This window comes from Candidatus Avelusimicrobium aviculae (assembly GCF_949292495.1).
In the GTDB taxonomy this organism is placed as follows: Bacteria; Elusimicrobiota; Elusimicrobia; order Elusimicrobiales; family Elusimicrobiaceae; genus Avelusimicrobium; species Avelusimicrobium aviculae.
In genome coordinates, this window is the sequence record NZ_CASEZB010000032.1 from 18,202 (window position 1) to 40,345 (window position 22,144).

Sequence of the window (22,144 nt, forward strand, 5' to 3'; positions counted from 1 at the left end):
AGAAAGAGTCTATTTGCCGTGTTGGCGCAGCTTCTCAGCCAAGCTTTTGATTAAGAAGAGGGCGCTTCGGTCTAAATTTTGGCGTGAAAGGACGCTGCGTATTAAGTTTTTGCGGGTGGAGGCGGGCCAGTCTTCCTTTAATCCGGCGGATAGGAACAGGCTGTCCAGTTCCCGCACCACCACTTCCCGCTGGGCGTCTGACGGATAAACCGTTTGCTTGGCGGCGCGCAGGGGTTTTAATCCCATGGATTTGGCCGTTTCATAACAAACCAACAATACCGCTTGGGCTAAGTTAATGGAAGGCTGGCGGGAGGTGGTGGGAATGTTTAAAACGGCGTTGCAACGGGCGATGTCCTGCCCGCTTAAGCCGCTTTTTTCGTTTCCAAACACAATGGCGGTGCGCCGGCCCGGTGCCTTTTGAAGAAAAGAGCCCATATCCGGCAGAAATAAAATTTCTTGTTCAATGACGCGTTTTCTAAGGGCGGTGGTGGCTAGGGAAAATTCGGTATCTTCCAAGGCTTCTGCCAGGGTGGAAAATAGGCGTGCGTTTTTTAAAATATCCTGCGCGCCCACCGCGCTGACGGCCTCCTGCCAAACGGGGTTGTACGGGTCTACAATGCGCAGCTCGTTAAAGCCAAAATTTGCCATGGCGCGCGCGCAGGCGCCGATGTTGTTTGGGTCCCGCGGGCGCACCAGGATGATGACAAACGGGTTCATTTGTGTAACGCGTCCCCTATGGACTCAGCCAAGGTGGGGTGGGCGAAAATGATTTCCTGTGCGGTTTGTACCGTCATGTCCGCGGCCAACATGGCGCTGACGATGTGAATCAGCTCCGTGGCGTTGGCCCCGCAGAAATTGGCCCCCAGCAGCTGGCCGGTTTGGCGGTTGCTGAGCAGTTCAAAATATCCTTCCGTCTCGTCTTGCGCTTGGGCGCGGCCGCTGGCCAGCAAAAACGCTTTATGGGATTTAAGGTCTATCCCTTGTTCTTGGGCGGATTGTTTGCTTAGACCCACGCAGGCTATTTCCGGCCGGGTGTAAATGGCGGAAGGAACCTGCTCGTTATGATACACGGCGTTTTGCCCGCAGGCGTTTTGGGCGGCCACTTCCCCTTGGCGCGTGGCGGCGTGCGCCAACAGACACAGGCCGTTTACGTCCCCCACCGCGTAAATATTGTCTTTCAGGCGCAGGGTGCGCGGGTCCACCGTAACGCCTTTTCTGCTCCAGCTTATGCCCAGGGCTTCCAACCCCATGGCGCTTAAATCCACGCTGCGGCCGATGGCGGCCAGGATTTCTTCGCTTTCCAACACGGCGCCGTCAGAAAGTGTTACGGTTTTTTTGTCTTCCCCGCAAGTTACGCCGGCGGCGCTTTGGGACGTGTAAATATGAATGCCGCGTTTGGTGAAACTTTGCGTAAGCGCGCGGGATAGTCCTTCGTCCATAAGCGGCAGCAGGCGTTCTTGCATTTCCACAATATTTACCTGTACGCCAAAACCGTGCATCAGCTCCGCAAACTCACAGCCGATTACGCCTCCGCCGATAATGGTTAAGCTTTTAGGCAGGCGGGGCATGTCAAAAATGGTGGAGTTATCGTAAATTTTGTCTTTTACGGCCTGCAAAACGGGCGGGAAAAACGCCGTGCTGCCGGTGGCTAAAATGCAGGCGTCAAACGGAAGGGTTTGTTCCCCGTCCGCCGTTTTTACCAACACTTCAGCGGCGTTTTTAAAGCTGGCCGTACCGGTGATAACGGTTACTTTTTTGGCTTTGAGCATAGTCATTATGCCGGCGGTTAATTTTTGGGTGGCCGCTTTTTGGCGAGCCTGCACCTTAGGCCAGGAAATGCTTTGCGTTAAGGAAAGTGCTGGCTGTTCCGCTCCGTCTTGGCATAAAGCGGGCAGGCGGCGTGCGGTTTCAAAACGGTGGGCCGCGTCTAATAAAGATTTGGACGGAATGCACCCGCAATTGAGGCAGACCCCGCCTATTTTGTCTTTTTCAATTAATGTTACTTGCGCGCCTAAGGAGGCTGCTTTTAACGCGGCCGGGTATCCGCCCGGGCCCGCGCCGATAACTACTATTTTTTTGGCCATAAAAAATCCTTTTTCGCCCTGTTAGGGGTATGGAGTTTGTATACCTATTGTAACATTAAAAACGGTATAATAAAAACTATCACTATGAAGCCGAAAGAAAAACCTTCCTACCTGGGCCACCGGGAGCGTATCCGCGGCAAATTTGCCGAAGGAGGCCTTGCGCCTTTTTTAGACCATGAAGTGCTGGAACTGCTGTTGACGTACGCCATCGCCCGCCGGGATACCAAGCCGCTGGCTTGGGCTTTGCTAAAACGTTTTGGCTCTTTATCCGGCGTGCTGGACGCGTCCCCGCAGGAATTGAAAAGCGTAAAGGGCATAGGCCCCAATACCGCCGTATTTATTAAACTGGTAAGAGAAGTGTTTAAGCGTTATGCCTTGGAGGCCGTGCGCGAAACAGTAACCATACGCACTCCGGAGCAGGTGGCGCAGTATTGCAAAGCGTCTTTGGAAGGGAAAAGCGAAGAGTGTTTGGAACTGATTTATCTTTCGGTGCGCAATACGGTTACCAAAGCGGAAATTATTGCCACGGGTTTAATAGACCGCGTCAGCGTAAGCCCGCGCAAAATAGTGGAGTGCGCGCTGGCGGCCAAGGCGGCGGCTGTCATTTTGGTGCATAATCATCCGTCCGGGGACGCTACCCCTTCGGTAGAGGATATTTTGCTTACGCGCGAGGTGGTAGACGCGGCCCGCCTGCTGGGCATTAGCGTGTATGATCATATTATTGTAGGAAAAGGCACACATTACAGTTTAAGAGCAAATGGAAAAATATGATGAATTTATTAAAAGAAGTATTGGCTAACCAAGTATATCCGGCCATGGGCTGTACGGAGCCCGTTTCCGTGGCCCTTTGCGCCGCTTATGCGGCAAAAGCGTTGGGGAAGATTCCCCAAAAAGCGGTGTTTAAGTTGGACGCGGGCACTTATAAAAACGGTATGGGGGTGCGCATTCCCAACACAGAGGGGGAAAAAGGCAACCTGCTGGCCGGCGCCATGGGGCTGTTGATTGCCAAGCCGGAGCTGAATATGGAAATACTCAGCGGGGCCGATAAAGAAGTGCTCTCTCAAGCAAAGAAAATGGTAAACGCCCACGCCGTTACGGCGCATGTACTGCCGCAGGCGCATGGGTTTTATGTGGAGTGTGAGGCCCAAGGCGCGGGCGGGTTAACGGCCAAGTGTGTTATTTCCGGCAGCCATACCCACGTTACTTTGCTTAGCGTGAACGGCAAAGTGTTGCGGGAGGATTCCCCGCAAGAAAATAAACCGGCCGGCCCCGCCCAATATAAAGAAGCTTTGCGCAGAGCCACTCTGGCGGATTTACTGGACGCGGCCCAACAGGCCGACGCGGACGATTTGGCCTATATCAAAAAGGGCGTGGAAATGAATTTAAAAGCGGCGGAAATGGGCCAAGCTTTGCAGAAAGTGGGTTTTTATATTAAAGAGCTGGTGCGCAAAGGATTGCTGCAAATGGATTTGCTTTCTTCCACTAAAATTTTAACCGCCTGCGCGGCGGACGCGCGCATGGACGGGCGCCCCGTGCCGGTAATGAGCAGCGGGGAGTCCGGAAACCAAGGGGTGGTAACTATTTTGGTGCCTTGGAAAGTGGGCAAAGAAATGGGGGTGGAGGAAACCACTATTTTAAAAAGCATTGCTCTTTCCCATTTATTAAACGGCTATGTGAAAGTATTTACGGGAGAGCTGGCCCCTATATGCGGCTGCGCCATTGCCGCAGGAGTGGGGGCTACGGCGGCGATTGTGTTTCAGCAGCGGGGGGCCTGCGTTCCGGCCATTACGCTGGCTGTTAATAATATTATCAGCGATATTGGCGGTATGCTGTGCGACGGGGCCAAAAGCGGCTGCGCGTTAAAAGTGGTCAGCTCTACCGATTCCGCTATACGCTCCGCCTATATGGCTATTAATGATTACGGCATTACCGAAGTGGAAGGCTTTGTCGGCCGCACGGCGGAGGAAACCATACAGAACTTAGGCAATATTTCCAGCCAAGGCATGAGCCGGGTGGACCCGATGATTGTGGATATTATGGAAGAAAAATCCGGCCGGTAGTGTTTTTTAACAAAACAAAAACCCCGGGGGTTTATTCCCCGGGGTTTTTTGTTTACCGGTAAGGGTTATTTGTTTAAACGGTCTAAACGGGGTTGGGCTTTTTCGGCAAAAGTATCGGTAGGGTAGGCCAGTATTAGCTTTTTATACATGGCGGCGGCCTGTACGATTTTGCCTTGTTTTTCATAGCAGTAGCCCAGCTCAAACATAATTTCCGGCGCGTGGCGGGTCTGCGGGTAGGCCAGCAGGATTTTCTCCAGCGTGACGGATTTTTGGCTGCGGTCTTTTAACCGGCGGTCCGCCACTTCGGCCGCTTTGAGCATGGTGGAAACGTATTTTTCCTCATTTTCGTTAAAGGCATCCGCCGTTTGGACGAGCGTGTTGTAAGCGCTTTGGTAATCTTTCATTTTTGCGTACACGTCCGCCTTGCCAATCATGGCGTCATAAGCGGCGGGTTTGCCTTCCAGCATTTGTATGGCTTTATCATAATAGGCAAGGGCGTTTTCATAATTTTTATTGTTTTCTTCCATAATGCCCAAGTGTTTGTATACTACGCCGATTTCCACGGAATCCGGATAATTTTTTAACACCTGGTTATACATGGCCGTGGCGGTTTGCGGGTCTTTTAAGTCATCGGCGTAGACGTCCGCCGCCATGCGGGTGCTGGCCGCTTTATAGTTTGTTTTGGGATACAAAGCCCCTACTTTTTTATACTGGGCGGCGGCGGCCATGGGGTTATGGTTACGGCGGTGCAAGTCCCCGTATAAAATTTCAATTTTATCGTTTTGGGCGTAACCGGGGTTTTGGGCTAAAAAGTCGTCAATCTCCAGCGCGGTGACGGCGTACATATCCGGCGTGTCAATGGAATAAAGCGCGCGTAGGTAAGCCTCTTGGCGTTGTTCTTTGTTTAACGCGTCCACATTGGCCGCCAACAGTTTAAGAGCTTGGCCTTTTTGGTCTTTGTCCAATTCGTTCATAACGGCTTCCACCCGGGAGCCGAGCAGGGCGGAATCGTTGGGAACCGGAAATAAATAGTGGGATTTTAGCAAAGCCGCCAAAGCGGAAGGATAATCTTGCGCCCGCACGAACAAATCCGCCTGTAAAAGAAGAGCGTCTTTATTTTGTTTGTCTTGCGGAAAGCGTTTCTGCCATACCGCCAGCGAATCCGCCAACGCGGCGGCGTAAGCTTGGTCTTGGCGTCTGTTTTCAGACACTAAGCGGGACTGGGCCTGATAAAATTCCAAGGCGTCTTCTGACTCTTTGGCTCCGGCGGTTACGCATAAAAACAAAACGGCTGCGGATAGATAAAACTTTTTCATAAAACCTCCTAGCGGTAGTTGGTAAACTGCAGCTCAACGCCAAAATCTTTGCCTTTGAGCAAAGCCATGGTAGCTTGCAGTTCGTCTTTGGATTTGGAAGAAACGCGAAGCTGGTCCCCCTGTATAGAAGCGGAAACTTTCAGCTTGGCTTCTTTAATGGATTTGGAAATTTCTTTGGCTTTGTCCGCCGGGATGCCCTGCTGTATTTTTACCGTCTGTTTGGCGGTGCCGCCCAGGGCGGCTTCTATTTTTTGGGGCTGCATGTTTTTAAGCGGTATGCCGCGCTTGGCAATGCGGGTGAATATAATGTCGCGCAAGGTATTTACTTTATATTCATCGCTGGAAGCGAGGCGAAGCTCGTTGTCTTTTTGGTTGAGTTCAATGTTAGAGTTGGTTCCTTTAAAATCATAGCGGTTGGTTATTTCTTTGTTGGCCGCGCTGACGGCTTCTGAAATAACGTTCAAGTCCACTTTGGATACAATATCAAAGCTGTAATCTGCCATAAACGGTCTCCTTGCGTAAAAGCTTTTTTAGGTTTCTATATTATATATTTTTTTGTACAATACAAGGGAAGCACCGCTGCACCAGTTGTTCTTATCTTACCGGAGGTTATATCCGCTTTTGCCGCCGTGGCCTCAGGCCTGCCGGCGAAAGGAAAATTCTTATGTATATTAAAACCCGTCTTACCGTAATGAACTTCCTCCAATATGCCGTTTGGGGGGCGTATTTGACTTCCATGGGCGCGTTTTTGGCCAATGTGGGTCTGGCGGAAAATATTGGTTTGTTTTTCGCCACGCAGGGCTTTGTGTCCCTGTTTATGCCGGCCGTTATCGGTATTGTGGCGGACCGTTGGATCCCCGCCCAAAAATTATTAGGGCTGTGCCATTTCTTGGCGGCGGCTTTTTTGGCCGCGGCCGGATACATGGGTTCTTTGCCGCAAGTGCATTTCACTCCCGTTTATACCTTATACACGCTTAGCGTGGCGTTTTATATGCCCACGTTGGCGCTATCTAACTCTGTGGCGTATACTGCTTTGCGCCAGGCGGGGTTGGATACGGTGGCGGCTTTCCCGCCCATCCGCGTGTTCGGCACGGTGGGTTTTATTTGCGCCATGTTGATCTCCAACTTTACCGGCTTTCAAAACAATTATATGCAGTGGTATTTTTCCGCGGCGTTGGGGATTGTGCTGGCCGTGTATGCGTTTACTTTGCCGGCCTGCCCCGTATGCAAAGACAAAGCCAAATCTTTGTCCGAAGCGTTGGGCTTAAAAGCGTTTGCTTTGTTTAAAGAAAAAAAGATGGCAATTTTCTTTATCTTCTCTATGCTTTTAGGCATGTCCTTGCAAATTACCAACGCCTATGCCAACCCGTTTATCAATGGGTTTAACTCTTTGGCGGGGTTCACCGGTTCGTGGGGGGCTAACAACGCCAATGCGTTGATTTCTCTGTCCCAAATATCGGAAACCTTGTGTATTTTGCTTATTCCCTTTGCGCTGAAACATTTTGGCATTAAACGGGTGATGCTGATCAGTATGGGGGCGTGGGTGCTGCGCTTTGGTTTGTTTGGCATAGGCAACCCTACCACCGGGCTGGGCATTACCATGTTGGTGTTATCCATGATTGTATATGGGGTGGCGTTTGATTTCTTTAACGTGTCCGGTTCTTTGTTTGTGGATAAAGAGACGGATCCTTCCATCCGCTCCAGCGCGCAGGGCGTGTTTATGTTGATGACCAACGGCTTTGGCGCTATGATTGGTACGCTGGGCGCCCAATGGGTGATTAACAAACTGGTTAACGTGCATATTAATGCTTATACCGCCGTACACGGCATGCTGCCTGCGGGGCAGACGTATCCGGCGGATTTGTCCCAAACCATTGTGCAAGGGTGGAGCAATTCCTGGTTTGTTTTCGCGGGGTTCTCCTTAGTGGTTATGGTATTGTTCGCGCTGGTGTTTAAATATAAACACGAGCCGCAAGCCAACTAAAACCGCTTTGTTTTGCTTAGCCGCCCTGGGGAAACAGGGCGGCTTTTTTATGGCAAATCCCAAACAGCGGTTTGCTTTTGTTAAAATATAAGTATGGAAATTTTAGCTCAAATAGTGGATATTTTTTTACATCTAGACGCGCATCTTAACGCCTGGGCCGGTATGATGGGCGTTTGGCTGTACGTGGTGCTTTTTGTGGTGGTTTTTTGTGAAACGGGCCTGGTGGTTACGCCGTTTCTGCCGGGGGATTCCCTGCTTTTTGCGTGCGGCGCGCTGGCCGCTACCGCCGGCAGCCCCATTGATTTGTGGATATTAATTCCCGTGCTGTTTGCCGCCGCCGTACTAGGAGATTTTTGCAATTATGAAATAGGCAAATGGTTCGGCCCCAAAGTGTTTACCCGCAAAGACAGTATTTTTTTAAACAAAGACCATTTAAACAAAGCCCACTCTTTTTATGAAAAATACGGCGGTAAAACAATTATTTTGGCGCGTTTTATCCCCATTATCCGCACGTTTGCCCCGTTTGTGGCCGGAATAGGGAAAATGACCTATTTCCACTTTGCTTCTTACAACTTAATAGGGGCCGCGCTGTGGGTGCTTTTGTTTACCTTGGGCGGCTATTTCTTTGCGGATTTGCCTGTGGTGCAAAACCATTTCCACTATGTTATAGTGGCCATTATTGTGCTTTCCTGTCTGCCGGCGGTGTTTGAGTTTTATAACGAACGCCGCAAAGCGCGCCGCTCTTCCCGCAAGGACGTGGCTCCGTAATCTGCTTCTTCCAGTTCCACGGGCAAAGTGCCGTGGGGCTCAAGTTCACCTAAAATAATTTTTGCCGCGCTTTGCAAGGAGTAGCGGCTTAAGCCGTAAGTGGCAAGTACCGTATCCGCTTCGGGATATTTGGAAATGTCGTACGGGCTCATGGTAGAAATGAAAACCGTGTTTGGGTTTTCTTTTATCAGCCCGTTAATGGCGTTTTTTTGGTTGATATTTGTTTTATCCGCCCATTGCAGGCTGGTGACTACCAAAAGGTCCGCTCCTTTGGCGCATTGGGCGGCGCGTTGGCTGTCTTTGGCGCGCGGAGAAAGGGCGGCGTTATAGGTGCGTACGTCCCAGCCGCTTTCTAAAAATGGTTTGCTGAAACTGGGTAACTGATCCGCAAAGCGGGAGGGGGCGAAAAACACGGCGCAAACGGAGGGCTTTTTGCCGTCCGCCCGGGCGGGTTTGAACGGAAGCAGATTGCGGCGGTTGCGCACCAGGGTGACGGCTTTGTCGCTCACGTCCTGCAAGGCGGCGCGGTAAGCTTTGTCCGTAGGGCTGGGGACGGGGAGGGGCCCGTCTAACAACCCCAGCTCTTTCTTTAAATTAAATATGCGCCGGGAAGCTTCCTCCATACGCGCGGTGCTTTTTTGGTTTAAAATTTGTTCTTTTATCCGGTTAAAAACGGTGTTTATTTTGATGTATCTGCCCAGCAAAAGCATATCGGCCCCCGCGTTTAAGGCTTTGACGGCGCAGTCCGGTATTTTACAGAAAAAAGTGGTGCTTTTCATATCTAAGCTGTCTGTTACCACAAAGCCGTTAAAGCCCATTTTTTCACGCAGCAAATCGTGCAAAATCGGGCGGGAGAAAGTGGCAATATTATTAATATCCAGCTCCGGGTATAAAATGTGCCCGGTCATAACACCGGGGACCTGGTGCCGTATGGCTTGGGCAAATGGGGTTAAGTGGGTTTTTTCCATCACGTCCAGCTTATCGTGCACCACAGGCACTTTGTAGTGGGAATCTACGGTCGTGTTCCCGTGCCCCGGGAAATGTTTCACCACGCTGATAATGCCGGAAGCCTTAAACCCGTTCATTAAAGACAAACCCATCTTGGTTACATTGTCCGGGTCGGACCCGAAAGAGCGCACGCCGATAATGGGATTATGCGGGTTGCTGTTTACGTCTAATACGGGGGAAAAGTTGATGTGCACGCCCGCGCGGCGTAGTTCCAATCCGGCCAAATAAGCCACAGTGGCGGCGGCTTCCTCGTCCTGCGTGGCGGAAAGCATCATGTTGGTAGGCAAATATTCAAAACCCAGCGTGATGGGGGTGTATACGGTGCCGCCTTCATAATCGATAGAAATAAGCAACGGTATTTTATGCGGGCTTTTGGCGGCCCAAGACTGCAGCTTGGCCACCAATTCTTTGGTTTGGGGGAGGGAGTAATTTCCCCACTGTATCAGCACCCCGCCTATTTTGCCTTCTTCAATGGCTTTGCGGTTTTGTTCTGCGCTGTCTACGTCTACAAATACCACCAAGGTTTGGCCTAGTTTTTCCTCAAAACTCAGGTCTTCAAACTTTATTTGCGCGGCGGCGGCCAACGGCCATAATGCCAGTATTAAAAATATCCATTTTTTCATGCGTTTACCCGGATGACCGCCATCTCCGCCGGGGCAAACAGCCTAAGCGGCATGCCCCAATAAAACCAGCCGGAAGTGACGTATAAATTCATGTGTCCCACGGGATACAGCCCGTACACATACGGATACTGCCATTTTACCAAGAAATTGAAAGGAAATATCTGTCCGTTATGCGTGTGCCCGCTTAACATCAGGCCGGCTCCGGCGTCCGCCGCGGTTTGTGCCAAAAGGGGCTGGTGGCTTAAATAAAAGATGGCGTCCCCGGCGGGAATGGAGGCCAATAATTGGGTTACGTCCTGTGCTTTTACGCGGGCGGTGCGTACGTCTTTTACCCCGGCAATGGTTAAATTTTCCATTGGGCGGGCCGTTTCGTTTTGCAACAGAGCAATGCCGCTTTGGCGGTAAAAACGCAGGGAATTTTCATACCCGGTGTAATATTCATGGTTTCCCAATACGCCGTATTTGCCTAAAGGGGCTTCAAACCGGGCCAACGCTTGGGCGTAGCTATCTTTACCGGGGCCGTACTCAAAAACGTCTCCCAACACCAAAAGCAAATCCGGTTTTTCTTTTTGCAGTTTTTCCAGCGCGCGTTCAAAGCGTTTTAAACTGACACCTACCCCTAAATGCGTATCAGACAAAACCGCCGCTTTTAATTCAGGGGCGCCGTCTATATGCACGTCCACGTATTTTATGGCGGGGGTTTTCAGCCCGTTCCACATGGCCAAGGCGCACAAGACAACCATTATCACTAGGCTGGCCGGCCCTAAAAAACGAATGATATTGCACCGGCAAAGCAAAAGCAAACCGTGCAATGCCAAGAAAATAAGGCTTGCGCAAAATATAATAAACGCCAGCCCCACCCAGGCGTTGGCAACATAATACAGCACGCTTTCCCACACGCCGAAGTGGGTGCGCGTATACGTCATGCCAAAACGTACAAAGACGGACAAAAGAAACGGTATAATGAGCGCCGCCCATTTAAGCGGTACGGACGGAAAAGCCACATGCAGCCAAACGCCGGCTGTAAATTGAATAAAAAAAAGACCTACGGTCATTATCCAAAAAAACATGAAAACGGCTCCTGTGCAAAAAAGGCCCGCGGCCGGGGCAATGTTACCCGCGCGCGGGATTTATTTATATTTTAAAAAATTTTCCATAATAAGTATAATATATTTGTATTTGCAGTTTTACTTTATACAAAGAGGAATTATGACAGTAAGAGTGAGATTTGCCCCGTCCCCAACCGGGTTTTTGCATATAGGCGGGGTTCGTACTGCGCTTTTTAACTACCTTTTCGCCAAAAAGAATAAAGGCACGTTTTTGTTACGTATTGAGGATACGGACGAGGAACGCTCCACCCAAGCCTCTACGGACGCTATTTTTGAAGGAATGCAGTGGATGCAGTTAAATTGGGACGAAGGCCCTATGCCAGACGGTACTTCCAAAGGGCCGGATACGCCTTATTACCAAGCCCAGCGCGCCGATATGGGTATTTATAAAAAATATATTGACCAGCTTCTTGCCGAAGGCAAAGCCTACAAATGCTATTGCACCGAAGAAGAGTTGGAAGCCAACCGCCAAAAATGCCTGGCGGAGCACCGCCCGCCTAAGTACAGCGGCAAATGCCGGGATTTAACCCCCCAGCAGCAAGCGGAGTTGGAAGCCCAGGGGCGCAAGTACGTTATCCGCTTCCGCATGCCTCAGGAAGGGGACGTGGAATGGGATGACATGATTCGCGGGCATGTAAAATTTGCCAGCAAAGATTTGTATGATTTGGTTATCCAAAAAACCAGCGGATACCCCACCTATAACTTTGCCGTAGTGGTGGACGACCACCTAATGCGTATGACGCATGTGATCCGCGGCGATGACCACATTTCCAACACGCCGGCGCAAATTCAAATTTACCGCGCGCTGGGCTGGAAAGAACCTATTTTTGCCCACTTGTCTATGATTCACGGGCCGGACGGCAAAAAACTTTCCAAACGCCACGGCGCGACCAATGTGGTGGAGTTCCAAAAGATGGGATACCTGCCGGAAGCGCTTAAAAACTATTTGGCGCTGCTTGGCTGGTCCACCCCGGATTCCCAACAGCTTTTTGCCCCGGGAGAATTGGAAGAAAAATTTGATATTTCCGGCTGTCAGCCCAGCCCGGCCGTTATGGACCCGGAAAAACTGAACTGGATGAACGGGGAATATATCCGCCATACCTCGCTTTCCCGGTTAACGGATTTGGCTTTGCCGTTTATCACGGCGGCGGGAATTGACGTTTCCAAAGTGGAACGCTCCCGCTTGGAAGGCATTATCGGCCTGGAGCAGGAAAAGTATAAACTACTAACGGAAATACCGGATTTAATCCGCTTCTTCTTTGAAGAACCAAAGTTTGAAGCCGAAGCGCTGGAAAAAGTTTTTGCCAAGCCGGAAGCCAAAAGCGTGTTGGAAGGCATGGCAAAAGTATACGGGGATTTGGCCGATTTTACAGAAGCCAATTTGGAAACGGCCGCCCGTTCCTACGCCAAAGAAAACGGCATGAAGGCCGGGCAGATTTTCCACCCGGTGCGCGTGGCTGTTTCCGGCCGCACCCACGGGCCCACTTTGTTTAAGATGTTGGAGTATATGGGCAAAGATACCGTGGTTGCGCGTTTAAAAGCCGCCGTGGCTTTGTGTAAGTAAACAGTCCGGGCCGGACCCGGAAGGAACGGCATGAGATATTGGGTTTTCGAAAATGGTGATGTGGTGGGTCCTTTCCCGCTTCAGGAGTTAATGGAGCGGGAGGGATTTGGCCCCCACAGTTTGGTGTGCCCCGAATCACAAGGGGAGGAGTCTGCCGCTTGGAGAGAGGCCGCTTCATACGATGATTTCCATTTTGAAACACCCATTGCGCAGTTTGCCTCCCCTGTATTAAGCGATGTGGAAAAGCAGGATGTTTTTGAAGAGGAGTTAAACACCCTGTTGGAAGAAAAATCTCCCATCATATCTCCCGAACAACCCGTAGCGCAGGAGCCGGCCGAGAATTTGCATTTTCCGGCGCATGCGCCCGCTAAACCCGGCCCGATAGAAGACTATTTTAATAATATCAAGGGTGAGGACCTGGGCAATATTTTGGGCATACCGGACCCAAGCGAAAATTCTGACATGAATCTGGCCCGCGCATTAAAAAGCCAGTTTGCCCAAACCCAGCCGCCTTCCGGCATAGGAAAAGAATCCGTGCTGGAAGATGATCCCTTTGATGCTTTTACCGCGAAAGAAGACTTGTCCGACAAGCAAGGCTCCCTAGAAGATGATTTGGCGGGGGTGGAGCCTATCACCCAGCAGGTGCCCATAGTATTGGCGGGGCAACCTCAAGAAGAGTCTTTCCACCCCAAATATCGCATCCGTAAAAAACGGGACAAAAATGCGGATGTGCAAGAAGCGCCTGTCCCGCCGCAAACGTCCGCGGAGCAACCCGGCGAACCGGAGACCCCGGCTTCCCAAGAGAAAGAAAATATTTTACAAGACGTAAAAAAATCTTCTTTAAAACAAGAGACTCAACCGGTTTCTGCCCTTGTAAAAACTGAAGAGCCGCAAGAAACGCCCGCCGTTTCCGCCCCTGTTTTGGCGGAGGAAAAAGAAACGGCGGAAGAAGTTTCCTCCGTTCCTTTATCTCACGCGGACCAGCAGGAAGAACCAACCTTGGAAGCGGCCCCTTTGCCTAACACTTTATCACAGGGCATTTCCTTATCTTTGCAGGAAGAGGAGGCTCTTTCTGTTGAGCGGGAAACCCCGTCCTTGCCGGAGGGGAAGGACCCGTCTAAGAAAGAAGGATCTATCCCTTTAGTGAAAGAGCCGCAGGAAACGCCGTCTGTGGTGCGTCAAGCGGATATGAATCCCCCCAAAGAGATAAAAGCAAAAACCGAGGAAACTTTTCAGCCTCAGACGGAAGATAAAATGCCGGAACCTTCTAAAGAGGCGCAGATTCCGGTTTTGCCTGCCGAACAACCGGCCTCAGCCCCGCAGGCGGAGCCGGCCGCTCCAAAAGATACTCCGCCCGCCGCTTGCGCCGCGGAACAAAAAGAGAAGCAAGCCTCTCCCGTTTTAACGGTTGCGCCGGAAGGCAAACAAGAGGCGCCCGCTCCTAACCCGGAACCGGAAAAAAAACCTGAGCCTCTGCCGCCCGCCCAAGAAGCGCAGCAAGAGCAGGCGGTTCCCGCCCAGCCTAAAGAAAATGCCGGGAAAGACCCTGTAAACGAAATTTTTAAAGGGGCGGTGGCTGTAACGGAAACTCCGGAAGTAAAAGAACCCATAAAAGAAGTGGCCCCGGTGGTGGAGACGCAGGTAAACCGGGTTAAACCCTCTTTAAAGAAAACGGCGGAAATAGATAAATTTTTAAATGAAAAAATAAAAGAAGAAAAATCCCGTATTCCCGCTTCAAAAAAACTAATGTGGGCTTCCGGTTTTTTGGCGGTTATACTGGCGCTTTTGGGGCTATTATGGTTGTTTGGCCACCAGCAAGCGGTGGTTTCCGGCAAACAGCAAACGCAGAGTGTTGTGCAGGAAGGCCTTGCCGTGGAAGAACTAATGCCTGACGCCGCACCGGACGTTCCTTCCGCGCAGGAAGTTTTGTCTGCGCCCAGCGTTCCATCCGCGCCGCCCGCGCCCAAAGCGCCGGAAGTCTCTCCGCAGGATACGGCGCTTCAGGTTGTAAAAAATTATGAATTGCCCAATTCTAATGGAAAAATAGCTGATTATTTTGATAGGATTTATAAAAGCAAACTGGCCGACGGGTATAATGCGGTTTGGTCCGCCACGCCGCTGCACAATAATGTATATATTGTAAAATACCGGATAAGCAAGACCCGCCTGGAGCCGGTGGTATATTTGTTTCAGGTGGATGTTTCCACAAACAAATTAATAGGCGCTTTAAATAATATAACGCTGGACTTGGTAGGAAAATTAAATTAAACCAAAGAGGGTTAAGTATATGATACTCATGGACGATCTGTTTAAACTGATGAAAGCAAAAAACGCTTCCGATATTCACCTTACCGTGGGCGTACCGCCAGTGCTTCGTATTGAGGGGCGTTTGTACGCCACCCAGTTTGAGGCGCTTACCAAAGAAAGCGCCCAGACGCTCATTTACTCCATCATGACGGACGAACAACGCCAGCAGTTTGAAGAAAATTTAGAGTTGGACTTCTCTTTCGGTTTAAAAAGTTTGGGTCGTCTTCGTGTAAATATTTATAGACAAAAAGGCTGCGTGGGCGCGGCTTTGCGTTCCATTCCCAATGATTTCAAATCCTTTGAAGAATTAAACCTGCCTCCCGTGGTATACAATATCATGAAGTTAAACAAAGGCTTGGTTTTGGTAACCGGGTGTACGGGTTCCGGTAAATCAACCTCTTTGGCCAGCATGATTAACTATTTAAACATGAATGAAAGCAACCACATCATGACGGTGGAAGACCCTATTGAATTCGTCCATCCGCATAAACGCAGTATTGTAAACCAGCGCGAAGTGGGTTCTGATACGCACTCTTTCCAGGCGGCATTAAAACACTTCTTGCGTCAAGACCCGGATGTCATTCTGGTGGGTGAGTTGCGCGATATTGAAACCATTGAAGCCTGCCTTACCTTGGCGGAAACCGGGCACTTGGTGTTTGCCACCTTGCACACGAACGACGCCGTGCAGTCCGTCAACCGTATTATTGACGTGTTCCCGGCGAACCAACAGCCTCAGGTGCGTACGCAGCTGTCCTTCGTGTTGGAAGCCATTTTATCCCAGCAGTTAATTCCCACGCTGGACGGGCGCCGCGCCATGGCCTGCGAAGTGTTGCTTGCCAACTCCGCCGTGCGCAGCTTAATCCGTGAAGGTAAGGCGGAGCAGATTCTTTCCACCATGCAAACCAATGCCGGCATGGGTATGATTACCATGAACCAGGCGCTGGGTGATTTGTATATTAAAAAGAAAATCAGCTATCAGGAAGCCATCGGCCACTCGGGCGATCCTTCCGGCTTTAAAACTTACTTGCAGCAAAAATTGGGAACAAGTAATTTTAAATAAAGTAATTTTAAAAGGGGCCGCAAAGAGGCCCCTTCTTATTTAATATAAAACCCCCGCTTTTTTAAACGGGGGTTTTTGTTTTGGGAAAAGCTATAAAAAGGCTTTTATTCTTGGCGCGGGCGCCGCGGGGGGAGCTGCGGATGTACGCGGACGATCACATCTGTCCCTAACACCGTGCTAAACTGCGGGTCTACCCGGTCCACAAAAGCGTTTAACAGCCAACCATTTATATAGGGGGCGGGAATGGGGGTTTTCCCGCGGGAGGTGATTATTTCCCATTTAAAATCGGTCAGGGTGCTCTCTTTTTGGGTTCGTATGGATAGGGTGAGTATTTTGTCTTGGTTCCAAAAGAGTCTGTTTTGCCACTCTTGTTTGAGCTGTGCCGCATTTCCTTCAATAAAGCGTGCCGGGGCGATGATGATTAAAATATCTTTGTTTTTCCCCAACACAGGCTGGGGATAAAGCGGCTCTATCGCTTCCAGCCAGTTCTTCCAATGGTTTTTAACTGATAAGTTTTCTTCCGTTTTTAAATTTACTAATACCATATGGGGTTGGCGCAATAATTGTTTGAAAAACAGGTCTGCCCCATTGTCTTTAAAAAAGCGACTATATTGCCCCGATGCGTACGGCCGGGCGCTGGGCGGAATGAAAGGGCTGGCTACTATTATTTTGTTTTGCGGGTTTTGTTTCCGTATGGTTTCTAACAATTTGGCTATTTGCAGTTGGGAGCCGGGGTTCCAGTCTGCCGCCACCAGTATTTTGTTTTTATCTTTAATAAAAGGGGTGTAGTTTACGGCGTTTATATGTACAAAATCACGCTTCAAAGTAGCTTGCATGCGCTGCGCATGGTGGCGGATAAAAGCCAAATGCTGCGCCTCTTTGTGGTACGCGTGGGATTGTATCCGCACACTTTGCTGCAAAGCCCAGTCTGCCAAAACTTTTTTATCTAAGGCGGCGTTGATTTGCTGTAATTGCCACATTTGTTCGGCTTGCCTGGCGGCGTTTTTAATTTCTTGTTTCGTGAAAGGAAAAACACAGCTTGCCGCTAGCGTTTGTTGGGGGAAAACTTTTTTGGAGGTTTTATGAAAGGGTTTTAACCAACGTTGGGCGTAACCATGCGTGGGGCAAGGTGGAAAGCAGCATACTAAGTAAACAGAGGTGCAAAATAGGCTTCATATTATTATTATAAACAGGTGGCAGGGGAAAAGACAGGGCCCAAAGTCCCTGGTGTGTGGGGCCAAAAGGCCTATAAGGGGGTGTTTATGTATAAATCCGCCCCTAATAATTGGGCGGTTTTGGGGTCTGTTTGTTTGATTATATAGTATTGAGGGGGGATCATTTGCCGTGCCGTGCCGCCGGGCAATTTGTCCCAAAAATAATTGGCAAAAAGCTTGGCATCCCGCAAAGAAAAATCTATTACGGCGGCACGTTTTTCCTTCATAATGGCCGGTAAATTTTGGGGAAACATATACCGCAGGTGTGCTTCGCCGGCTATTACCAAAATTAAATCATAATCTTCCCCGGTTTCTAATATTTTTCTTTTCCGTTCTTCTGCAATGCGTTTGGCCCACTGCCGGTTGCGTTCTTCCAGCCCCAGGGGGGATTTAGCGTAAAGCGTTTGGTTTTCTTTTCCGTATTTTAATAACTGGGTATAATTTTCCAACGGTAAAAAGGAAATACCGTTTTCTTGGGCCAGGGGGGTATAGGGGTTAAAAGAGGGTCCCCAGTGATTGGCTTTCAGCCATTCTAAAGAAAGGTTTTCTTCCGTCAGCAACGGGACGGGCTTGCCGTTTAAAGTGGTGGATAAAGCCTCGGCCGCTATTAAGACCTGCGCTTTTGGATTTTTTGCCTTATATTGTTTTACCAAAGACACAATTTCATGCGAAGCCGGCGCCAGAAAAGGGTCATAATGGTGTACGGCGGCAAAAATAACATTTTTATCTTCCAGCAAAGCCAAGTAATCGGGCGGATTAGCGGAAACGGTTTGTTCAATGTGTTGCAGGATACTTTCCCGGTTGTTTTGTATGTAACGGATACGGCTTATAAAATGTTTGCGGAACAATGCCGCCATGGTGTTATTGCGGGCCAGCACCTCCGCTGGCAGCGCGGCCGGAAAAGAAGAAACCAGTTCATCAAATTGGCCCAGCAGGGTTTTTGCGAAGGGATTTTTTGTAAGCTGCAGAAGTTGGGCTTCCGCCGCGGCGGCCGAGAAATTTTTTTCCACCTCTTTTTGCCATTTTTTTAATTCTTCCTTTTTCTTAAAAGAGGGTGTCTGTTGGCGTTGTTTTTTAAAATATGGGTTTTTGCTGGGGTGGCGCTTACAGGCTTTTTGTATTCCTTTAAAAGCACGTTGGGAGTATGGCTGCGCCTGCAGGCCAGAAGCAGACAACCCGATCAGTAAGCTTCCTGCCAGCATATTGACGCAAAGGGGAAACAGTCTCATATCTCTATTGTATTTATTTTTTGGCAGGGTATGCCAGGGCTAAAAGGCCTAAGCGGTCATGGGCCCGTCTGACAAGGTTTGCTTGTCGCGCAGTTTGCGGTGGTAGGTAATGGCAAAACGGTGGACTTCATCGCGTATTTCCATAAGCAGGTTGAGGGCCGGGTCCCCGATAGGCAGTTTGATGCTTTCGGCGGCGCCCGGCAGGTAAATTCCTTCATGCGTTTCCGCCAGCGCGATAAACGGTATATACAGCCCCGCCCGCTCAAAAGCGTTCATGGCGGCGTGTATTTGGCTTTTTCCGCCGTCCAGCAAAATTAAGTCGGGCATTTGGGAGGGGTCCCTTTTGATTTGGCGCAGGCGGCGGAATACATTTTCCTCCATCATGGTAAAATCGCTCCCGCCCCGCTGCGGCAATTTGGAGCGTATTTTAAAACGCCGGTAGTGTTCGGTATTTTTTTCACCGTTTATAAAACACACCATACAGCCTACGGCTTCCCGCCCAAACAGGTGGGAATTGTCAAACGCTTCTATATGGGCCGGCAGTTTATGCATGCCGATGACCTCCGCCAAGCGTTTTAGTTTATCGGTATTATCCATGGCGGTAACAATTTTTTCTTCTTTAAATTTTCCCACCAGCACGCGTTCTTTCATGTGTTCCAGCGCTTGTAAAAAATTGCGGTACACGGCGGCTTGCTCATACTCTAAATTTTGGGAACAACGGCGCATCAACACCGTAATGCTGCGGGTGATGTTGTCAAAATCTCCTTCTAAAAACAAAGCCATGCGCTGGGCGATTTCGCGGTATCGCTCATAAGATATTTTCCCCGCGCAGGGGGCCGGGCATTGGCCGGTATGGTAGTAAATGCAGGTTTTAATTTTTTTTTCGTCCAGCGGTTTTTGGCGGGAAAAATTCCACTTGCACGGGCGCAGCGGGGCGTATTTGCTTTTCCATAAAAAGCGCAGCAGGCTTTTGACAATGCTGGATTTGGGGTACGGCCCAAAGTACAAATCTTTCCCCGGGGTACGGCGGCGGGTTAAATGCAGGCGGGGAAAGTCTTCCCCCATGGTCAGTTTTAAATAAGGGTAACTTTTGCCGTCTTTGCCTAAAGAATTAAAAAAGGGCTGGTAGCGTTTGATTAGTTTCTCTTCCAATACAAGGGCGTCTCTTTCGCTGGCGGTGGTTACGTAATCAATTTTAGCGATGAGGGGCAGCAGGCAGGGCAGTTTCCAGCCGCGGGAATAGAGGTTGGAGGCTTGGAAATATTGTTTTACCCGGTCCGCCAGGTTTTTGGCCTTTCCGATGTAAATAATGGCGCCCTCTTTGGAACGCATGATGTAAACGCCGGGTTTATTTGGTAAAATAGAAAGCCTGGGATCCATTTTTTTATTTTAACATTTCCGGGCCGCATGCGCCCGGCAAAAAAATGGTTGACCCCGTGCCCCGGAATTGGATAAAATATATCTAACAGATTTTTGTATAGAGGAATCTTAAATGGCAAAATTAAAAACCGGTAGACATACCAGCGCTTTAAAAGCCCAGCGCCAAGCTGAGAAGAGAACTTCCCAGAACAAAGGGCTTATTAAAAAGGTCCGTGTGGCCACCAAAACCGTGAAAGCCGCCGCTTCCACCAAAGCCGCCACGTTGAAAGAAGATTTGAAAAAAGCGGAATCCTGCATTGATAAAGCCGCCAAAAAAGGTGTAATTCACTGGAAAACGGCCGCCCGCAAGAAATCCCGCTTGGCCAAAGCGGCCAACAAATCCGCCGCTAAATAAATTTTAGGCGACAAACAAAAACCTCCCGTAAGGGAGGTTTTTTATTCCCTTTTTCAACGCAATAACCAAAGAGGTTTGCCGTCTTTTTGTCTTGCCGGCGTGATGTCTCTTGTTTCTAGCGTTTTGCCCACCCTTTTTTGAGAGGGATATATTTTGCCAAATGAGGTGTTTTAAGGGCGGGTTTTTGGGCAAAACCAATGAGGGAAAAAAGGTTGAAAAAACTAAAAAGCGTTCTCTCTTGCCTTTTTTATTTCTTTGTGTTAAAATATACTTACCGGTAAGTAGAATTTATGGGTTTCTTCTGTCCTGTATACTTAAATATGCCGATGCGTGCGCAGAACAAATTTACCGGGGGGTAAATGGCGCGTTATATGCCTGGAGGGAGTGGAATCTTTCTCCGGGAAAAGAGAATAATCCGGGGCTGCTAAGCCCCGGATTTTCATTTATTAAAAAGCGTAAGCAAAATGCCTTTTAAAGCGGTCTTGGGGTCCGCCCCGCTGGAGGATTTAAAAGCCGCGTCCGTTTCTATGATACGGTCCAGCGTGCGTTTAAAAGCCGCTTGACCAGGCATACGCCGGGCCGAGTTCACCAAGCGGCTTTCCCAAAACATTAGACCGGCCAGGCGGAGCACTTCGCTTTGGGATAGTCCTGCTTCCGTCAGGCGTTTAATGCGGGCCATTTTTAAAATGGGGAAAGTCATTTTGCTTAAAACACCTACCGGTTCTTCTCCGTCATCTAATAATTTGTCCACCAGTTGTATGGCGCGTTTGCGGTCGCATGAGGTAATGGCGTTGGAAAGCTCAAAAGGGTTTTCTTCTTTGGAAAAACCGATGCAGGCCAAAATATCCTGCGCGGTAACGGTTTTATCTGCCCGGTCCAGGGTGTAGAGGTAAATTTTTTCTATCTCATTTTCCATGGCGGACAGTTCTGCTCCCACCGCCTCGCACAGCATGTCTACGGCGTTAAAATCCGGCTGAAGGCCTTTTTCCTGCATTTTGTTGCGGGCCCATATGTTTAGTTCTTCTTTTTTTAGTTCGGCAAAGTCCGCCACGCGCCCGGCGTCCCCCGCTGCTTCCAGCAGGGTTTTATCCGTTTTTAATTTTTTGGCGTCATTATGCGTTAAAATGAGCGTTGTGGTGGGGAGGGGGTTATCCAAATAACGTATAAGGGCTTCTTTAGGCTCTTTTCTTAATTTTTCCACACCGGTGATAATCACCACGCGCGTATTGGAAAACACGGGCGCCGTATTGGCTAAAGCCAGGGCTTCGCCCAAATCGGCCTTATCGGCTTCACTGCGGTAAATATTAAAATCGTCCGGCTGGAGGGCCTGCACCAAGCGGTTAATCACTTGGTTTTTGCGGTAAACATCTTCCCCCGTCAGTAAATAGGCGGGGGAAATTTTATTTTGTTCAATTTCTGCCAGTAATTTATCCGCTGTGGTTTTTGGCATGGCTTATTGGGTAATGGTAGTGTATTCCGGGTTTTGCATGACTTTCTTTTTATTTTCGCTCATGACGGAACCAAACCCGTCCACCGTGCGTTTAATAATGTCTTTGGAAAGTTTCTGCCAAATTACGTCGCGCGCTTGTACTTCCGTCATGCCGCCGGGCATGGTGGAGGCGGAGTAAATTTGCGTGCCCAAGAAAGCGGGCTCTCTCCATACCGGCTGGTTGGTGGATTTGTCTATTAACACCACGTCCAGCCATACTTCCATGCGGTATACGGTGGGGATGAGCTGGCTGTCATACTGTATGGGGATGTTTAAATAGCGTGTAATGGTGGTAACCACCACGCCTTCCGCCCCGTTGTTTTCAGACACAATTTGATAGGTTCCGTTTTGCAGGAATTGGTCGTAAAGTTCAATGTAAAATTTGTCTTCCAACGCAAAGACTTCGGTTTTATTTAAAATAGGCCGTACGGCTATTTTTTTAATATGCTGGGGCATAATTTGGGCTTGCGGTTTATAAACCACCCCTTGCCCGGCACAAGCCGCCAAAACGGCGCTGGTGAGTAAAAGAGCCATTATTTTCTTCATAAGAGTTCC

General features: G+C 49.5%; 19 protein-coding genes. 8 read left to right on the forward strand and 11 right to left on the reverse strand.

Going from position 1 to position 22,144, the window contains the following annotated elements; translation table 11 throughout:
• Positions 1 to 9: 9 nt before the first annotated feature.
• Positions 10 to 717, reverse strand: a complete 708-nt coding sequence (locus tag ACQY33_RS06895; RefSeq protein WP_428075249.1) for an RNA methyltransferase — start codon at positions 715 to 717, stop codon at positions 10 to 12.
• On the reverse strand, positions 714 to 2,084 hold the full coding sequence (gene lpdA, locus ACQY33_RS06900; protein ID WP_428075251.1) for a dihydrolipoyl dehydrogenase: 1,371 nt from the start codon (positions 2,082 to 2,084) through the stop codon (positions 714 to 716). Before lpdA ends, ACQY33_RS06895 begins: the two co-directional genes overlap by 4 nt.
• Before the next feature lie 84 nt (positions 2,085 to 2,168).
• Here lpdA and radC point away from each other — a divergent pair, with 84 nt between their 5' ends.
• The gene (gene radC / locus ACQY33_RS06905) at positions 2,169 to 2,855 is read left to right on the forward strand and encodes a RadC family protein (RefSeq protein WP_428075253.1); all 687 of its coding nucleotides are present in this window, start codon (positions 2,169 to 2,171) and stop codon (positions 2,853 to 2,855) included.
• Positions 2,855 to 4,144 carry a serine dehydratase subunit alpha family protein gene (locus ACQY33_RS06910; protein WP_428075305.1) on the forward strand — a complete coding sequence of 430 codons (1,290 nt, stop codon included), beginning with the start codon at positions 2,855 to 2,857 and terminating at the stop codon, positions 4,142 to 4,144. The genes radC and ACQY33_RS06910 overlap by 1 nt, the downstream gene beginning before the upstream one ends.
• A 65-nt stretch (positions 4,145 to 4,209) precedes the next feature.
• Here ACQY33_RS06910 and ACQY33_RS06915 read toward each other — a convergent pair whose 3' ends face one another.
• Positions 4,210 to 5,460, reverse strand: a complete 1,251-nt coding sequence (locus ACQY33_RS06915; protein ID WP_428075255.1) for a tetratricopeptide repeat protein — start codon at positions 5,458 to 5,460, stop codon at positions 4,210 to 4,212.
• A gap of 8 nt (positions 5,461 to 5,468) precedes the next feature.
• The gene (locus ACQY33_RS06920; protein WP_428075257.1) at positions 5,469 to 5,963 is read right to left on the reverse strand and encodes a YajQ family cyclic di-GMP-binding protein; all 495 of its coding nucleotides are present in this window, start codon (positions 5,961 to 5,963) and stop codon (positions 5,469 to 5,471) included.
• Positions 5,964 to 6,124: 161 nt separating this feature from the next.
• Between ACQY33_RS06920 and ACQY33_RS06925 the strand changes: the two genes are divergently transcribed.
• On the forward strand, positions 6,125 to 7,444 hold the full coding sequence (locus ACQY33_RS06925; protein ID WP_428075259.1) for an MFS transporter: 1,320 nt from the start codon (positions 6,125 to 6,127) through the stop codon (positions 7,442 to 7,444).
• Positions 7,445 to 7,537: 93 nt separating this feature from the next.
• The gene (locus ACQY33_RS06930; RefSeq protein WP_428075261.1) at positions 7,538 to 8,212 is read left to right on the forward strand and encodes a DedA family protein; all 675 of its coding nucleotides are present in this window, start codon (positions 7,538 to 7,540) and stop codon (positions 8,210 to 8,212) included.
• Here ACQY33_RS06930 and ACQY33_RS06935 read toward each other — a convergent pair.
• Entirely contained in the window at positions 8,158 to 9,843 is a 1,686-nt protein-coding gene (locus ACQY33_RS06935) for a glycoside hydrolase family 3 protein (RefSeq protein ID WP_428075263.1), read from the reverse strand. The genes ACQY33_RS06930 and ACQY33_RS06935 overlap by 55 nt on opposite strands.
• On the reverse strand, positions 9,840 to 10,913 hold the full coding sequence (locus tag ACQY33_RS06940) for a metallophosphoesterase (protein ID WP_428075265.1): 1,074 nt from the start codon (positions 10,911 to 10,913) through the stop codon (positions 9,840 to 9,842). The genes ACQY33_RS06935 and ACQY33_RS06940 overlap by 4 nt, the downstream gene beginning before the upstream one ends.
• 139 nt (positions 10,914 to 11,052) lie before the next feature.
• Here ACQY33_RS06940 and gltX point away from each other — a divergent pair, with 139 nt between their 5' ends.
• From gltX to ACQY33_RS06955, 3 genes are read left to right on the forward strand one after another with little or no spacing between them, the layout of a single operon-like run.
• Positions 11,053 to 12,516: a glutamate--tRNA ligase gene (gltX, locus tag ACQY33_RS06945; protein WP_428075266.1), complete on the forward strand. Its 1,464-nt coding sequence runs from the start codon at positions 11,053 to 11,055 to the stop codon at positions 12,514 to 12,516.
• A 30-nt stretch (positions 12,517 to 12,546) separates the two neighbouring features.
• A complete protein-coding gene (locus ACQY33_RS06950; protein ID WP_428075267.1) occupies positions 12,547 to 14,784 on the forward strand; it encodes a hypothetical protein in 2,238 nt (745 codons plus the stop codon).
• Positions 14,785 to 14,803: 19 nt separating this feature from the next.
• Positions 14,804 to 15,883, forward strand: a complete 1,080-nt coding sequence (locus tag ACQY33_RS06955; RefSeq protein WP_428075269.1) for a type IV pilus twitching motility protein PilT — start codon at positions 14,804 to 14,806, stop codon at positions 15,881 to 15,883.
• Between the two features lie 104 nt (positions 15,884 to 15,987).
• Here ACQY33_RS06955 and ACQY33_RS06960 read toward each other — a convergent pair whose 3' ends face one another.
• The 3 genes from ACQY33_RS06960 to ACQY33_RS06970 form a co-directional block, all read right to left on the reverse strand.
• Complete coding sequence (locus ACQY33_RS06960) at positions 15,988 to 16,863, reverse strand: hypothetical protein (protein ID WP_428075271.1); 876 nt, start codon at positions 16,861 to 16,863, stop codon at positions 15,988 to 15,990.
• A gap of 266 nt (positions 16,864 to 17,129) precedes the next feature.
• Complete coding sequence (locus tag ACQY33_RS06965) at positions 17,130 to 18,326, reverse strand: hypothetical protein (RefSeq protein WP_428075273.1); 1,197 nt, start codon at positions 18,324 to 18,326, stop codon at positions 17,130 to 17,132.
• A gap of 48 nt (positions 18,327 to 18,374) precedes the next feature.
• Positions 18,375 to 19,706, reverse strand: a complete 1,332-nt coding sequence (locus ACQY33_RS06970; protein WP_428075275.1) for a GIY-YIG nuclease family protein — start codon at positions 19,704 to 19,706, stop codon at positions 18,375 to 18,377.
• Positions 19,707 to 19,818: 112 nt separating this feature from the next.
• Here ACQY33_RS06970 and rpsT point away from each other — a divergent pair, with 112 nt between their 5' ends.
• Positions 19,819 to 20,100, forward strand: coding sequence for a 30S ribosomal protein S20 (gene rpsT, locus ACQY33_RS06975; protein WP_428075277.1), 282 nt, complete (start codon positions 19,819 to 19,821; stop codon positions 20,098 to 20,100).
• 439 nt (positions 20,101 to 20,539) lie between these two features.
• Here the strand turns inward: rpsT and holA are convergent, their stop codons facing one another.
• Both holA and ACQY33_RS06985 read right to left on the reverse strand, forming a co-directional pair.
• A complete protein-coding gene (gene holA / locus ACQY33_RS06980) occupies positions 20,540 to 21,550 on the reverse strand; it encodes a DNA polymerase III subunit delta (RefSeq protein WP_428075279.1) in 1,011 nt (336 codons plus the stop codon).
• A 3-nt stretch (positions 21,551 to 21,553) separates the two neighbouring features.
• Positions 21,554 to 22,135 (reverse strand): hypothetical protein, encoded by a 582-nt coding sequence (locus tag ACQY33_RS06985; protein ID WP_428075281.1) that lies wholly within the window; start codon positions 22,133 to 22,135, stop codon positions 21,554 to 21,556.
• Positions 22,136 to 22,144 lie beyond the last annotated feature (9 nt).

Coding starts and splice junctions, on each gene's coding strand:
- ACQY33_RS06895 (WP_428075249.1), bottom strand. CDS start 717: ATGAACCCGTTTGTCATCATCCTGGTGCGCCCGCGGGACCCAAACAAC.
- lpdA (WP_428075251.1), bottom strand. CDS start 2,084: ATGGCCAAAAAAATAGTAGTTATCGGCGCGGGCCCGGGCGGATACCCG.
- radC (WP_428075253.1), top strand. CDS start 2,169: ATGAAGCCGAAAGAAAAACCTTCCTACCTGGGCCACCGGGAGCGTATC.
- ACQY33_RS06910 (WP_428075305.1), top strand. CDS start 2,855: ATGAATTTATTAAAAGAAGTATTGGCTAACCAAGTATATCCGGCCATG.
- ACQY33_RS06915 (WP_428075255.1), bottom strand. CDS start 5,460: ATGAAAAAGTTTTATCTATCCGCAGCCGTTTTGTTTTTATGCGTAACC.
- ACQY33_RS06920 (WP_428075257.1), bottom strand. CDS start 5,963: ATGGCAGATTACAGCTTTGATATTGTATCCAAAGTGGACTTGAACGTT.
- ACQY33_RS06925 (WP_428075259.1), top strand. CDS start 6,125: ATGTATATTAAAACCCGTCTTACCGTAATGAACTTCCTCCAATATGCC.
- ACQY33_RS06930 (WP_428075261.1), top strand. CDS start 7,538: ATGGAAATTTTAGCTCAAATAGTGGATATTTTTTTACATCTAGACGCG.
- ACQY33_RS06935 (WP_428075263.1), bottom strand. CDS start 9,843: ATGAAAAAATGGATATTTTTAATACTGGCATTATGGCCGTTGGCCGCC.
- ACQY33_RS06940 (WP_428075265.1), bottom strand. CDS start 10,913: ATGTTTTTTTGGATAATGACCGTAGGTCTTTTTTTTATTCAATTTACA.
- gltX (WP_428075266.1), top strand. CDS start 11,053: ATGACAGTAAGAGTGAGATTTGCCCCGTCCCCAACCGGGTTTTTGCAT.
- ACQY33_RS06950 (WP_428075267.1), top strand. CDS start 12,547: ATGAGATATTGGGTTTTCGAAAATGGTGATGTGGTGGGTCCTTTCCCG.
- ACQY33_RS06955 (WP_428075269.1), top strand. CDS start 14,804: ATGATACTCATGGACGATCTGTTTAAACTGATGAAAGCAAAAAACGCT.
- ACQY33_RS06960 (WP_428075271.1), bottom strand. CDS start 16,863: ATGTGGCAATTACAGCAAATCAACGCCGCCTTAGATAAAAAAGTTTTG.
- ACQY33_RS06965 (WP_428075273.1), bottom strand. CDS start 18,326: ATGAGACTGTTTCCCCTTTGCGTCAATATGCTGGCAGGAAGCTTACTG.
- ACQY33_RS06970 (WP_428075275.1), bottom strand. CDS start 19,706: ATGGATCCCAGGCTTTCTATTTTACCAAATAAACCCGGCGTTTACATC.
- rpsT (WP_428075277.1), top strand. CDS start 19,819: ATGGCAAAATTAAAAACCGGTAGACATACCAGCGCTTTAAAAGCCCAG.
- holA (WP_428075279.1), bottom strand. CDS start 21,550: ATGCCAAAAACCACAGCGGATAAATTACTGGCAGAAATTGAACAAAAT.
- ACQY33_RS06985 (WP_428075281.1), bottom strand. CDS start 22,135: ATGAAGAAAATAATGGCTCTTTTACTCACCAGCGCCGTTTTGGCGGCT.